Origin of the sequence: Mucilaginibacter inviolabilis, assembly GCF_011089895.1 — a bacterium.
GTDB lineage: Bacteria > Bacteroidota > Bacteroidia > Sphingobacteriales > Sphingobacteriaceae > Mucilaginibacter > Mucilaginibacter inviolabilis.
Genome location: NZ_JAANAT010000006.1, coordinates 1 through 15,913, shown reverse-complemented (window position 1 = coordinate 15,913; position 15,913 = coordinate 1). Strand labels below are relative to the sequence as shown.

The 15,913-nt window shown below is 44.0% G+C and carries 6 protein-coding genes; all 6 read left to right on the top strand.

All coding sequences use genetic code 11. The features are described 5' to 3' along the window. Positions 1–282: 282 nt before the first annotated feature. Complete coding sequence (locus G7092_RS28995; protein WP_166095620.1) at positions 283–822, top strand: phage tail protein; 540 nt, start codon at positions 283–285, stop codon at positions 820–822. 24 nt (positions 823–846) lie between these two features. Further along, positions 847–1,806 carry a methionyl-tRNA formyltransferase gene (locus G7092_RS28990; RefSeq protein WP_166095618.1) on the top strand — a complete coding sequence of 320 codons (960 nt, stop codon included), beginning with the start codon at positions 847–849 and terminating at the stop codon, positions 1,804–1,806. Positions 1,807–1,874: 68 nt separating this feature from the next. Continuing rightward, positions 1,875–9,803 (top strand): MBG domain-containing protein, encoded by a 7,929-nt coding sequence (locus G7092_RS28985; protein ID WP_166095616.1) that lies wholly within the window; start codon positions 1,875–1,877, stop codon positions 9,801–9,803. A gap of 57 nt (positions 9,804–9,860) precedes the next feature. Continuing rightward, positions 9,861–10,784, top strand: a complete 924-nt coding sequence (locus tag G7092_RS28980; RefSeq protein ID WP_166095613.1) for a PorP/SprF family type IX secretion system membrane protein — start codon at positions 9,861–9,863, stop codon at positions 10,782–10,784. 594 nt (positions 10,785–11,378) lie between these two features. Then, positions 11,379–12,497 (top strand): hypothetical protein, encoded by a 1,119-nt coding sequence (locus G7092_RS28975; protein WP_166095611.1) that lies wholly within the window; start codon positions 11,379–11,381, stop codon positions 12,495–12,497. Between the two features lie 87 nt (positions 12,498–12,584). Next, on the top strand, positions 12,585–15,913 hold a 3,329-nt coding region (locus G7092_RS28970), incomplete at its 3' end, for an RHS repeat domain-containing protein (protein ID WP_166095609.1).

Sequence of the window (15,913 nt, the reverse complement as noted above, 5' to 3'; positions counted from 1 at the left end):
TGGGCTGCTATTTATTGACATTGAGGAAAGTGAATAAAAAGAACTGAAAATTATAATATTAAATATAATTATATTTACTCTATATTTATATAATAAACCCTAACCCTTTTTAAACATGAAGATCACTCAAAACATCCCCTTGTTATCTTAAGATCATCCTACGTACTGGTATCATACTTTATTAAGTATGCCCGGGCATGGTATGTCTTGTCGTAAGGAATCTATCCTTTATAGTATCTCAATTAATTAAACCCAATAACCAAACCAATCACCTTTAAAATTATGGACAATCCATTTTTAGGCACCATTTCATTATTTGCGGGCAATTTTGCACCACGTGGCTGGGCACTTTGTAACGGTCAGCTTTTACCAATAGCAAGGTACAGTGCACTTTTTTCTATTCTGGGCACATTTTATGGCGGCGATGGCATAACAACTTTTGCCTTACCCGACCTGCGCGGACGCGCACCCATACATTGGGGACAGGGGCCCGGCTTAACTAACAGAGTTATCGGCGAGCGGGCAGGCGATGAAAACGTGACATTGATAAACTCGCAGATACCAATACACACTCATGCACTTAATGCAAGTACTAACACCGGGAGTCAACCTTCCCCAACAAGTGGTGTACTGGCTACTTCAACAGACCCGGATGCTGGCGGTAACCCAATAAATTTCACAGCTGCAAACGGAGTTAACACGGTTATGGCTCCTAATGCCATCGGCCCAACAGGTGGAAGCCTGCCTCATAATAATATGCAGCCATACCTGGCGGTAACTTTTATTATCGCGCTGGAGGGGATATTCCCATCACGCAACTAATGGAATATACGGCACAGTAAACTGATGAAAATAGGTATTGTATCCAACTCAGCAACACTGTATATGCCCCTGCTTTCGGCCTTATATCATTATAAGGCGAAAGCAGGGCTTATGCTTTACGTAGGTAATTCAACGGCACCTGATAACAGTGTGCCCGAAACGGTGAGCTATTGTAATGCTGCCGGCATTGGACTTACATTTGAGCACGATAAAGCCGACCTTTATACCTGGCTGCAACAACATGATATCGTTTTTTTTTCAGGTTATAGCAGCATTGTTAAAACACAATATCTGGAACAAATACCACACGGCGCCTATAACATTCATTTTGGCGCCCTGCCTCAATTTCGTGGGCCGTCGCCGGTTTTCTGGCAATTGCGAAAAGGCGTTCAGGAAATTGGACTGGCCATTCACAAGCTTACAGACCAGTTAGACAGCGGACCAGTCATCTGGCAGCAAAACATACCCAATCAGCCGCATTATAATTACGATAACGTTCATCAACTGTTTGGCCAGTTACAGATACAAGGCGTGCTGGCCATACTTAATGGTGTTAACAACGGTAATAGATTACCACTTATTGAACAGGATGAAAGCCTGGCGGCGTATTATGCACGGCCTGAGCTAAAAGATGTTTTTATTAATTGGCAAGAAATGGAGGCCACAGAGATCATAGATACTATCCAGGCCTGTAACCCCTGGAACATGGGGGCTGTTGCACTTATTAACGGGCTGGAATTAAAAATACTGGATGCATCTGTGGGCTTAACCAATAACTACTCTTATCCATCGGGTACTATTATTATCAATAAGCGCACGTTTGCAGTAATGTGCAAAGGCGAACGCTTATTAAATATTAACTTTTTTAAGATGCACAATAATTATATACCGGGCAGGTTTGCCGGTGCCTATGGTTTTAAAAGCGGGCAAAGTTTTGCAAACAGCGTGCCGCATTTAACCTATACAACAGCAGAAACCAACTAAAAACGATCATAAAATTATTCAAGCCCGATTATCATAAGGCATCGGTCTTACTAATCAACCTTAGTAAAATGAAAAAACATTTACTCATTTTTTGTATAGGCCTTTTAAGTATTATGACCAGTTTGCGGACATCGGCCCAAACTTTCGACTGGTCATGTTTTCCTACTTCGGGCACCATACTGGCCGATAACAATGGTTTAGCCAACCTTAATCTGACTACTGCTAATTGCAGCGTAGCCAATGGCTGGGTACTGCAGTGCCAGGGAACCGGCGAACAGCGTATCCTGTCTTCGGCTCTGGGTGGAAATCCTTACATCCGGATGCAAAAAGTGGGTACCGATGCGGTATTTAGCTTTGCCCGCTTATTAACGGCATCTGGTGCTTTATTTACGTTGAAGAGCATATCGGTTACACCAACATCGGTAGGTGCTGCTGCCGGAGGTAATCAGGTAATTACGCTTCATGCTTACAAGGGCGGACGAGAGCAGGGATCGACATCAACAGGTTCTCTTGGCTCAATAACGCTGGTGAATATCCCGGAATCGCAGTTAGGGGCTTTCGTCAATATTGATGAAATCAGGTTCACTTCTGATCAACCTGCCGCCTTTGGCGTTGGTATTGACGATGTGGTTATTACCACCGGGGCAGTAATACCAACAGTAACCACGGGCGATCCGGCTGCGGTTACCGCCAATTCGGCCACATTATCTGGCAATGTAACTGCTGATGGCGGCGCTACGGTAAACGAAAAAGGGGTGGTTTATGCTACCACGGCCAACCCTACTATTGCTAATACTAAAATGACCAATGGCACCGGTACCGGTGCTATTTCTGTAAACGCCCTGGGCTTGGCCGGTAGTACTACATACCATGTGAGGGCTTATGCTACCAATAGCATTGGTACAGCCTATGGCGCCGATAAAGCTTTTACTACGCTTGCTGCTAACCACGCACCGGTAACGGTGGCCGATAATTATAGTTTTAGTACCGGTGTGACCTTAACCATTCCTGCTCCCGGCATTTTAGGTAACGATACCGATGCCGACGGTGATCCTCTTACCGCCATATTGGTATCTGGCCCTGCTAACGGTACCCTGACATTAAATTCAAACGGCAGTTTTATTTACAGTTCAACCAGTACGGCTAACGATCAGTTCACTTACAAGGCTAATGATGGCAAGGTTGATGGCAACACGGTTACAGTAACGCTGACGCATATCAACTCAGCCCCGGTATTAACGGCATCTGCAGGCACAACTGTATTTTCAGGTTCGGATGCTATTATAGATCCGGGAATTACGGTAACTGATGATAGCGGCACTTTAGCTTCTGGTATAGTTACCATTACCGGTGGTCTGCACTCAGCAGAAGACCGATTGGTGTTTACAGCCAGCGGTGCCACGGGTGATATTACAGGCTCTTATAACAATCTCGTGGGGATATTGTCTCTGCAATCGCCGAGTGGAGTGGCCACTGTTGCACAATGGCAGGCTGCATTACGTTCAATAGCTTACAGAAACCTGAATTCGCCCCCTACCGCAAACGTAAGAACCATCACCTTTTCGGTAAATGATGGTACTTTGAACAGTAACCCGGTGAGTAAAGCTGTAAGTATTGCTCTGTCGAATATCAATGCAACCGGTACATTATCAGCTTTAAACACCACCTACGGCACGGCTTCAGCTCCTGGTACATTTAGTGTATTGGGTATAAATCTTACTGCTGGTATATTGGTTACCGCGCCAACTGGCTTTGAGGTGAGCGTAGATAACGCCACATTCAGCCCTACGGTGACCATCGGCTCAGCCGGAAATGTTTCTTCAACACCAGTTTACATTAGGCTGATTGCCGGCGATAACGCAGGTACTTACTCGGGCAATGTGGTACTAAGCAGCTCTGGTGCAAGCAATGTAAATGTAGCAACGGCCGCCAGTATAGTTAACCCTAAAAAATTGACTATCACTGCTAAAAATATAACCAAAACTTATGGACAAACGCTTACCGGCGGAGCCACAACTACAGAATTTACCACTGCCGGATTGGTTGGCACAGAAACCATTGGTAATGTTACCCTTGCTTACGGTACAGGTGCTGCTGCCAATGCCGGGGTTAATACTTACACCGGCTCGGTAACGGCCAGTGCTGCTAACGGCGGAACATTTACACCGGCCAACTATGCTATTAATTATGTGGCCGGTGATATTGTGGTGAATAAGGCGGCCCTGACCATTACAGCCAATAATAAAGGGAAAGCATTTGGAACCTTACTTACCGGTGGTCCCGGCTCTGTTGATTTTACGTCAACCGGCCTGGTAGGTACAGAAACCATCGGCAGCGTAGCCATTACTTATGGTGCGGGGGCTGCGGTCAATGCTGCAGTGGGAGCGTACCCCGGTTCGATAGTGCCGAGCGCGGCAACTGGTGGTACTTTCAGTGCAGCTAACTATAGTATCACCTATGCAGCAGGCACCCTCACCGTTGGGCAGGCAATTTTAACGATAACAGCCAACAGCTCTACCAAAACATATGGCGCACCTGTTCCAATCCTGACGGTAAGTTATAGTGGTTTTGTGGGTACCGACGGTCCTTCCAGCTTAACTACACTGCCTACTATCAGCACTCCGGTGGTTGCCAATTCGCCGGTGAACACTTATCCAATAACGCCGAGCGGTGCAGTGTCATCAAACTACACCATTGTTTATCAGTCGGGAACGCTAACGGTAACACCGGCAGCACTAACAGTTACCGCCAATAATGCCTCTAAAATCTACGGGGCTACTGTTCCGCTATTAGGAGTAAGCTACAGTGGTTTTGTAGGCACCGATAATGCAGGAAGTTTAATAACAGCCCCCACTTTAACAACTCCCGTGGTAACCGATTCGCCGGTAGGTACTTATCCAATAACACCCAGCGGTGCGGTATCATCAAACTATACTTTTATTTATAAACCGGGTGTACTAACTGTAACTCAGGCGGCATTGACCATTACGGCAACCGATCAAACAAAAACATACGGCCAAACCCTTACTGGGGGAGCAGGGTCTACAGCCTTTACCTCAACAGGACTAGTAGGTACAGAAACCATCGGCAGTGTAACCCTTGCTTATGGAACGGGCGCCGCAGCCGGGGCTGCGGTAAATACATATACCGGTTCTATTGTGCCGAGCGCTGCTACCGGAGGTACATTTAACCCGGCGAACTATACCATTAGCTATGTTGCCGGGAACATTACCATAGGTAAAGCTGCTATTACGATTACCGCTAATGCGGGAAATAAAATTTATGGCAACGTCGATCCTACTTTAACCTATGCAGTTACTACAGGCGCATTGGTAGGCACAGATGCATTTACTGGCTCCCTGACCCGTGTACCCGGCGAAAATGCGGGCATTTATGCCATCAGACAGGGAAGTTTGGCACTCAATAATAATTATACGCTGACTTTCGTTACCGCTAATTTTACCATTAATAAAGCCGACATAACCGTCACTGCCGATCCGCAAACAAAGGCTTTTGGTGCCGCTGATCCGGTACTGACCTATAGAATTACCAGTGGAAGACTGGCATTTGCGGATACCTTTACCGGCGCTCTTACACGTGCTCCGGGCGAAAGTGCAGGTACTTACGCTATTCTGCAAGGTACGTTGGCCCTCAGCAGCAATTATAATCTTACTTACGTAGGCGCTAACCTCAGCATTGGCAAAACGGCCATTACCGTAACGGCCGACGTACAAACCAAAACTTATGGTGATGTTGATCCGGTATTAACCTATAAGATCACCAGCGGTACATTGGCGCCCGGTGATACATTTACAGGTTCGCTTACTCGTGCTGCAGGCCAAAATGTGGGTACTTATGCTATTCAGCAAGGTACTTTGATGCTCGGCAGCAATTATACGCTGACTTATGTTGGTGCTAATCTGACCATTGGTAAAGCAGCCATCACGGTAACTGCCAATGCACAAACCAAGGCTTACGGTGCAGTTGATCCGGCGCTGACGTTCAAAGTCACCAGCGGGCTGCTAAAATTGGGGGATACCTTTACCGGCGCGCTTACACGTGTTGCAGGTGAAAATGCAGGTACTTATGCCATTCAACAAGGTACTTTGGCGCTTAGTAGTAATTATAACCTCACTTATGCAGGTGCTAACCTGACCATTGGTAAAGCCGCTATCACGGTAACCGCCGATGCACAAAACAAAGCTTTTGGTGCAGCTGATCCTGCACTAACCTATAAGGTTACCAGCGGAGCATTGGTAGGTACAGATAAGTTTACAGGTGCACTTACCCGCGCTGTGGGTGAAAACGCAGGTATTTACACCATACAACAAGGCAGCCTGGCACTCAGCAGTAATTATACCCTAACCTACGTTGGTGCTAACCTGAGCATTGGTAAAGCGGCAGTCACCGTAACGGCTGATGCACAAACAAAAATTTACGGGACAACTGATCCGGCACTGACCTATAAGATCACGAATGGTGCGTTGGTAGGTACTGATAAATTTACCGGTACGTTAACCCGCACCGCCGGCGAAAACGCAGGCACTTACGCTATTCAGCAGGGTACCCTGGCACTCAGCAGCAATTATACACTAACCTACGTGGGCGCAAACCTCACGATTGGTAAAGCAGCCATTACGGTTACTGCTGATGCGCAAAGTAAAAATTTTGGTGATGCTGATCCGGTATTGACCTACAAGATAACCAGTGGAGGGTTAAAATTTGCGGATACCTTTACCGGCTCGCTTACCCGTGCTCCGGGCGAAAATGTGGGCACTTATGCAATTCAGCAAGGTACTTTGGCGCTCAGCAGCAATTATACATTGACTTATGTAGGCGCTAACCTCACCATTGGCAAAACGGCCATCACCGTAACTGCCGATGCGCAAACAAAAACTTATGGCGATGCCGATCCTGTCTTAACTTATAAGATCACCAGCGGTGCCCTGGCAGGCAAGGACACCTTTACCGGTTCGCTTATCCGTGCAGCCGGTGAAAACGTGGGCACTTACGCCATTAAGCAAGGTACTTTGACGCTCGGCAGCAATTATACGCTTACTTATGTGGGCGCTAATTTGACCATTGGTAAAGCCGCTATCACGGTAACCGCCGATGTGCAAACCAAAGCTTATGGCGATGTTGATCCAACATTGACCTACAAGATCACCACCGGAGCCTTAAAATTTGCGGATACTTTTACTGGTTCGCTTACCCGTGCTGCAGGCGAAAACGCAGGTACTTATGCTATTCAGCAAGGCTCCCTGGCACTCAGCAGCAATTATAACCTCACTTACGCAGGCGCTAACCTCACCATAGGTAAAGCGGCCATCACTGTTACCGCCGATGCGAAAACCAAAGCTTACGGTGAAGCCGACCCTGCGCTAACCTACAAGATCACCAGCGGAGCGTTAAAATTTGCGGATACCTTTACCGGCTCACTTACCCGTGCAGCCGGCGAAAATGTAGGCACTTATGCTATTCAGCAGGGCAGCCTGGCCTTGAGCAGTAATTACACACTGACTTACACAGGCGCTAACCTAACGATTGGTAAAGCCGCAATTACTGTTACTGCGGATGCAAAAACAAAGATTTATGGTGAAGTAGATCCTGCACTGACTTACAAGATTACAACCGGTGCATTAGTGGGCGCAGATAAATTTACCGGTGCGCTAGCCCGTGTTGCAGGGGAGAACATAGGTACCTATGCTATTCAGCAGGGCACACTCGCGCTTAATAGTAATTATACACTAACTTATATTGGTGCTAATCTTAGTATTGGCAAAGCCGCTGTCACGATTACGGCCGATGCACAAAACAAAATTTACGGAACTACTGATCCCGCCTTAACCTATACGATCACCAGTGGCGCATTAGTGGGTACAGATAAATTCACTGGTGCGTTAACCCGTGCAGCAGGTGAAAACGTAGGGATTTACGCTATTCAGCAAGGTGGCCTGGCTCTTAGCAATAATTATACGTTGACTTATGTAGGAGCTAATCTTAGCATTGGTAAAGCCGCTATCGCAATTACAGCTAATGCACAGAGCAAAATCTATGGAACAGTGGATCCGGCGCTAACTTATAGTATCACCAATGGCTCGCTGGTAGGTAAGGATATATTTACCGGCGCCTTGGCCAGGGCTGCAGGTGAAGATGTAGGTACTTATGCCATTCAACAAGGTACCCTGGCGCTTAACGGTAATTATACACTGACTTATATTGGCGCTAACCTAACTATAGACAAAGCATCTGTCACAGTTACCGCTGATGCGCAAAACAAAATTTATGGTACAATTGATCCGACGTTGACCTATAAGATCACGACGGGCGCATTAGTGGGCACAGATAAATTCACTGGTGCGTTAACCCGTGCAGCAGGTGAAAACGTAGGGGTTTACGCTATTCAGCAAGGCAGTCTGGCGCTTAATGGTAACTATACGTTGACTTATGCTGGTGCAAATCTGACCATCGGAAAAGCTGCTATCACAGTAACGGCCAATGCACAAAACAAGATTTACGGTGCTGCTGATCCGGCCCTGACCTATGCTGTTACCAGCGGCGCATTGGTAGGGACAGACAAATTTACCGGTGCACTTACTCGTGTTGTGGGTGAAAATGTAGGTGTCTATGCCATACAGCAAGGCAGCCTTGCACTTAATAGTAACTATACGCTAACCTATGCAGGCGCAAATCTAACTATTGGAAAAGCAGTTATCGCTGTTACGGCCATTGCACAGAGCAAAGTTTACGGTACTGCTGATCCTGCACTAACTTATGCTATCACTACCGGCGCATTAGTAGGCACAGATAAATTTACCGGTGCACTTACCCGTGTTGCAGGAGAGAACGTAGGTACATATGCTATTCAGCAAGGCAGTCTGGCACTCAATAGTAATTATACACTAACTTATGTTGGAGCTAACCTGACTATTACGCTAAGAACGCTCACTATTACCGCTAATAATGCCAGCAAAATTTACGGCTCGGCTAATCCAGTACTAAACATCAGCTACAACGGATTTGTAAATGGTGAAAGTGCCAGTAACTTAACTACACAGCCAGCTATCGCTACAACTGCGACACAATCATCTTCAGCTGGAACTTACCCTATAACGGTAAGTGGGGCTGCCATTGCAAACTATCAAATTGTTTACATAGCCGGAACATTAACCATTAATAAAGCTATGCTAACCATTACAGCCGAAGATAAAAGCCGTTTGTACGGTGTGGCTAATCCGGCGTTCACCGCAGTGTACAGCGGTTTTGTGAACGGCGATGATCAGGCTGCATTAACCAAGTTGCCTGTGCTGGCTACCGTTGCCAATTCTGCTTCATTACCGGGTTCATATTCGATTACAGCAAGCGGTGCCGTAGCAGCCAATTACTCCTTTAATTATGTATCGGGTAAGCTAACGGTTATAGCACTCAGCAATGCTAAACTGATCAATCTGGTATCAACATACGGTACCTTAACACCTTCATTTAATTCAGATAATTTCAGTTATAATGCGCAGGTCGATAACGAAATACAAGGAGTACGTCTTACACTCACTTTTGATCCAACGGCTACAGCGACTATTAACGGATCTTCAGCACCAAATGACCGGCAGTCATTCTTTATTCCGCTTAACGTTGGTAATAACACCATCAATATCATAGTAACGGCTCAGGATCATATTACTAAGAATACTTATACGCTGGTTGTTTACAGGGGCGAGGATCAAAAGAGTATTGTAGCCAGCAATATACTTACCCCCAATGGCGACGGCAAGAACGATACCTGGGTAATAGCCGATATTCAGCTTTTTCCTAATAACACGGTTACGGTTTTTGATAAGGCAGGACGCACAGTTTACACCAAACATGGTTACACCAACGACTGGAATGGAACCTATGGCGGCGCCCCACTAACAGAAGGAACGTATTATTACATTGTTGACCTGGGGCCGCAAAAACGCCAGTTCAAAGGATTTATCACCATTATCCACGATAGATAAACCAATCAGAATCAGAGCAACAAGAAAAACCGAAGATCAAAAGAAACTATAAATAAAATGAAAAACCTTAAACAACATCATCATATAAGTTTTAAAAAGCCTTTGTTGTTAATGGCGCTCCTTACATGTTTTACATTGTGTAGCAGGGCGCAATTAAATCCTTTTCAATCTATGTATTTCCAGAACAGGTACCTGATTAATCCCGCTATGGCTGGTTTGGATCAGGGGCTCAATATTAATTTAGGCTATCGCCAGCAATGGAACACGTTTCCTGGTTCACCAAAATCACAAACACTTACAGCTGATTATCATGCAACGGATAGGGTAGGTGTGGGCTTGAATGTAACCGACGATCAGTCGGGGTTGATCAGGCAAACCCGTGCCATGGGTACTTATGCCTATCACCTGCCGCTTGGCGATCATAACCAGAAACTGAATTTTGGTCTTTCCTTGGGTGTGAATGACGGGCGTATTGATCTCGACAAGGTAGTAGGGGATGAGACTGACGAGCAGATAGCCAGGTACAACCAGGCAAAACCTTATATAGATGGTGATTTTGGAATAGCTTATACCAGTGAGAATTTATTTTTAGAAGGGGCTATTCCTAACCTAAAAGCTGCTTTTTTTAGAAATTCCATTGAACGTATAGATGTAGATAGGGTCGAGTTTTTTGCAGCTGCCAGTTATAAAATATATATAAGCAGTGGTTATACCGATTTGCTGATAGAGCCGCTTACTGCTTATCGTAAAGTTAAAGGCGCTAAGGATATTGTTGATGCCGGTTTTAACTTCACCATGAGTAATTACTTTATATCGTTACAAGCCATCTATCATAGCAATCAAAGTACAGGCCTTGGTTTGGTGTTTGACCAGAAAGCCTATGCTTTTAACTTCACCTATAACCTTGAAACCGGAAAGCTTAGTGGTTATACAGCCGGTGCATTTGAATTAGGATTGAAGTTAAAACTGTTCCGCAAGTAAAGAGGATAGGTAGTTATGAAATAGATATCAGATATCCTCGTGTTGCTTGGCATTTGGACTAAACAAAAAACCTGTAAATTGTCAATTTACAGGTTTTGATATAAGTTGATACTTTTTTTGTGGTATCAGTTGGGATCGAACGAGCGAAACAAGGATTTAATAGCAAGCTCCTTATTATCCAAGATCAGACTTTTCCTTATTAAGTTTGACTGACAAAGGAGTGTCACCATCTAAATAAATAATAGCACCGATATTTGTATAGTTCGATGAAGATACACCAAATTATAAATAAAGGATGGTGTGAATCCGTGCCTTCTCTCTTCACAGATGGTCCCAAAAACAATTCACAAGTGTTTATTAACTGTTACAATGAACAATATGAATATTTTATCATCTGTATTTGTTTGGAATGATAAATAATTATATTTGAGTCACCTTAATCCTGCAATATGATCACATTATCACAGTAAGAAATCCCTACCATAAGGCTTCAATCAAACAATATTATTCATTCAATAACAACTTAGTATTAATCTATACAGATTGATTCTGCTTATACATTTTTAATCAAACCCTTAACCGTCGTCTTACATCGTGAAGAAACTCATCTTTCCACTGTCCTTATTTTTAAGCTTTTCACCTTTAGTACATGCCCAGTGGACAACTAACGGCACTGTTACTTCAACCACCAATTCCATTGGTATTGGTACAACATCACCAGCAAGTAATCTACATATTTCCGAACCATCAACCAGCAAGCCAGGGGGTGTTCAGGCACCAACGAAATCGGTTTTTAAACTTTCAAGATACGGAACTCCCAATTATTCTTATAACGAAAGTGCGGAATTTAGAATAGGGCATGGAGGACCGGGTACATCGGGGTCTCAGTTAGATTTATTTATAAATGGAGGAAGCAATATCAATGATATACCTGATCGGCATGCAATGACTTGGTTATACAATGGAAATGTGGGTATCGGTACTACCTTACCAAGAGCAATTTTTCATATAGTTGGAAATGGTGTTTCAATAGATGGTGGTGGTAATAATGTTGGTATTAACAACGATGGTCTGGTGATTCAGGCAAATACAGGAGGCAGGTCCACAACTACAGGAGCTCAATTGGAATTCGTTATTCCTGCTAACACAGACGGCTCTAATGTGTGGGGACAAGCAAGAATAATAACCGTAGCAGGAAATGCGGGCAATGGTAATGCCACAGGAAAAATGATTTTAGGAACAAGGCGAATGTTTGATAAACTTGGTACAGGAAGCCAGTGGTATTATGGAAATGACCTTGTTATTGATGGAGGAGGAAATATCGGAGTCGGAACGCTTACTCCAGATCAAAAGTTGTCAGTGAATGGCACAATTCATTCCAAATCCGTATTGATCGATCTAAACGGATGGTCGGATTATGTATTTAAAAAAGATTATCAACTAAGACCGTTAAATGAAGTAAAAGCATATATCGAAGAGAATCAACATTTACCAGAAATACCTTCCGAACTGGAAATGATCAAGAAAGGGCTTGACGTAAGCGAGATGAATAAATTATTGATGAAGAAGGTAGAAGAGCTGACTCTTTACCTGATACAAAAGGAAGAGCAATTGAAAAAGCAGCAAGAGCAAATTGAACAGCAGCAACAAGTGCAAAAAGCTCAGGACAAACGGCTTCAAAAACTGGAACAAATGATCGCCAAGGATAAATAACAACCCCCTGTTACTGGTTTCTTGCCATGACCAGTAGTATGATCACGATAAATTGCCATAACTTAATCTTATACAAACTCCTGCATTATGAAAGTATATTATGTATACCGCTCACGCCTTATTATTTTTCTGTTAATTACAGTATTATTTTTGCCGAGTGTATGGGCCCAAACAAACCCAATAACCCTCACACCAACCTTTGAAAATGTGATCCCTGCATCACCCAACGCCAGCGCCATTACGAAACCGGGGAATATCCAGGTCAATCAGTCAACAGGGATTCCACAGGTGGGGATACCCATTTATACCTGGCCCGGGGGAAATTTCGGTATTAGCATGACGATCTCATTGGATTATCATGCCGGCGGGATTAAAGTGGATGAAATGGCCTCTACTGTTGGCCTGGGTTGGTCCTTAAATGCCGGTGGGGTAATCACCCGGACTGTAAGAGGTGTTTATGATGAATTACCCGGTGATGGCTTCCTATACCGATCTATGCCTTCCAATAATACCGAAGGAAACGGCTCAGGCGACACACCACATGCCGAAAGATTATTTTACCGAATGAACTCCGGCCTGATCGATACCCAAAATGATATCTTCAATTTTAATTTTAACGGACGCAGCGGTAGTTTCGTGTTGGGTAAAAATAACGATATCCTATTATTGGATCAATCCAGATTAAAGATCGAAAAATTTATTACGGAGGTTAACAATAAGCCCGTCATCAGCAAATTTATTATTACTGATGAAATGGGGTATCAGTATTCCTTTGAGGATTATGAGATTACTACCACCAGTAAATACGGCTATCAAGGTAATCACACTTCTTCCTGGTTCCTGACTAAAGTTTTTAACCCTGCTGGTACGGATTATATCCAAATAGAATATGATAATACCCTGCTCTCCAATCATCAAATATCTTACAGTCAAACAATAGCCTTGCCGGTAACCAACGATGGACTAGGTCTTAGCGCGTATATGGGCGGTCCTTCATCAGTAGATATCAAAGGGAAAAGAATAAAGAAGATTACTTTTCCGGATGATAATACGGTGAGTTTCCTTTATAATCCAACTATTAGACAAGATGTACCCACGGGTTCCAGTGATAACTTGCTCCAAAAGATCATCCTGAGTAAAGGCGGAATGTCCTATGGATTTTTATTAGCCCAGGATTATTCCCTGGGCGGAAGGGCCACTTTACAATCCGTTCAACAATTCGGCAGCACTGAATCGAATACCTTGAAGCCTTATTTATTTGAATATGTGAACTCTCCCGCGTTGCCTCAACGCTTTAATAACAACAAGGATCATTGGGGGTATTATAATAACAATCCCAGTAACGACCTGATTCCTCACGAATATTTTCGTGCACCAGGTGGACAATATCCACCCTTTCGGGAATTTTTAGGTGGGAACCGGGATACTGATCCGGAAAGGGTAAAAGCAGGAAGTCTCACTAAGATAACCTATCCGACAGGGGGGTATACCGTATTTGAGATGGAGGCCAATACTGCCAAGGATGTTTGGCTCAATCAAAATGAAACGGTTACCGTACAAACGCCTCCGTTTACAGACAGGAGTACGAGTAGCGGTGTAAGCAGTTCTATTAACCCATCGGCAACGGTTCCCTTTGTTTTCCAGGGCGAAAATAACACCAGTACGGATTTTACTATCAAGGGCAATCCATCAGCTACAGCCTGTACTTCATCTGGCTGCGGAATTAAATTTGAGTTTTATAATCCTTCCAATCAACTCCTGGTAACTAAGATACTCCCTTTTCCTTCTGGTGATATTAATCAGCAAACGCTCAGTTTTAGTATTACTAATCTGATTAAAGGGGCAACCTATACGGTAAAGTGTTATACACTAAACTTATCTGGTTATGATGATTATGTAGAGATCGGATGGCGGGAGATCAATGCAGGGTCAAGTTCACAAATTGTATTGAGCCATGTGCAACGTTATGTGGGCGGGATTAGAGCAAAAAAAATAACAGATTATTTACCCAATACTACTCCTGCTACTGTTCGTGAATATCAGTATGTGCTGGAAGATGGCACTACCTCTTCGGGGGCGCTTGGATATAGGCCGGTTTACACTTATCTGGCTGATTATGATTATAAATATGACGAAACCAGCAATGAGGCCCCTGCTTATTTTACCGGTTATGGATATATTATCCGGACCTCGTCATCGGTCAACGATCTACCGGTAATCAATGGAAGCCCTGTAACTTATAAGCGCATTATAGAAAAAAATGGTCAGAATGGGGTTTATATCGGAAAAACCGTCCGAACGTTTACTTCTTTCGCGGATCAGCCACCAACGCTTTTGGAAAATTTCCCCTCTACCCCGGTAGAGTATGCCGATTGGAACTACGGTCTGTTGAAATCCGAAGAGATATATGACGCTAATAATACACTGTTAAAAAAAACTGAGAATACTTATAATTCTGTAACGGATAACTATTCCTCTAATCCTACCAGGGTTGAGAACTTCCGGTCTATCAGCATCGCTCCTGTTCGTTTCCTGTGGCCGAAAGTACCCCAGGGCACCCCACTTGTTTATCATATCGATCCTAAACAAGATCCCTATTATTTTTTGATGTCCAGCTTTACGCCAATAGCCGGAAGGAGTGAACTGATACAAAGCACTCTTACCGATTATTCATCCAATAATCTGACCACTGCGGTGACTACTACGAATACGTACGACCCAATATACTATTATCTAAAACAATCCAGTATAGTCAACAGTAAAAACGTGGAACTCAAAACGCAGTATAACTACCCTAATGATATGGTCGTTGCAGGTGAGGATGTCGTGGTTTACAACGGGATGTTAAGTAAGAATATCATAAAACCTGTTATTAGTGAAATATTATTTACAGGCACGACACAAACTTTTTTGAGAAAAACAAAATACAGGAACTGGTCAGGGATGTTATATGCCCCCGAAACGGTGATCACCAAAACACTTGCCTTCGCGGAAGAAACTAGGTTAAGGTATATGCAATATGATACCCATGGAGCGCCGGTTTCCCTGCAAAAGGAAAATGGACCGCCGATGACTTATATATGGGGATACGGTGGCAATCACCTCGTGGCGCAACTTTCTAATGCTGATTATACCACTGTTACTAATGCCTTGGGCGGGGCATCAACCATCGAAGCCTTCAGGAATACCAGGAATCCTAGCAGCATAAATGTGGATAATTTTCTCTCGCCTTTATTGTCTAATGCAGGGCTAGTCAAAGGTCAGATCGTGAGATTCAAGCACAATACACTTTCTGGTATAACGAGTATAACAGATACGAAGGGAGAGACAACGACTTACGAGTATGATAGCTTCCAGCGGTTAATGAATGTGAAGGATAAGGATGGGAATATTGTGAAACACATGGATTATCATTA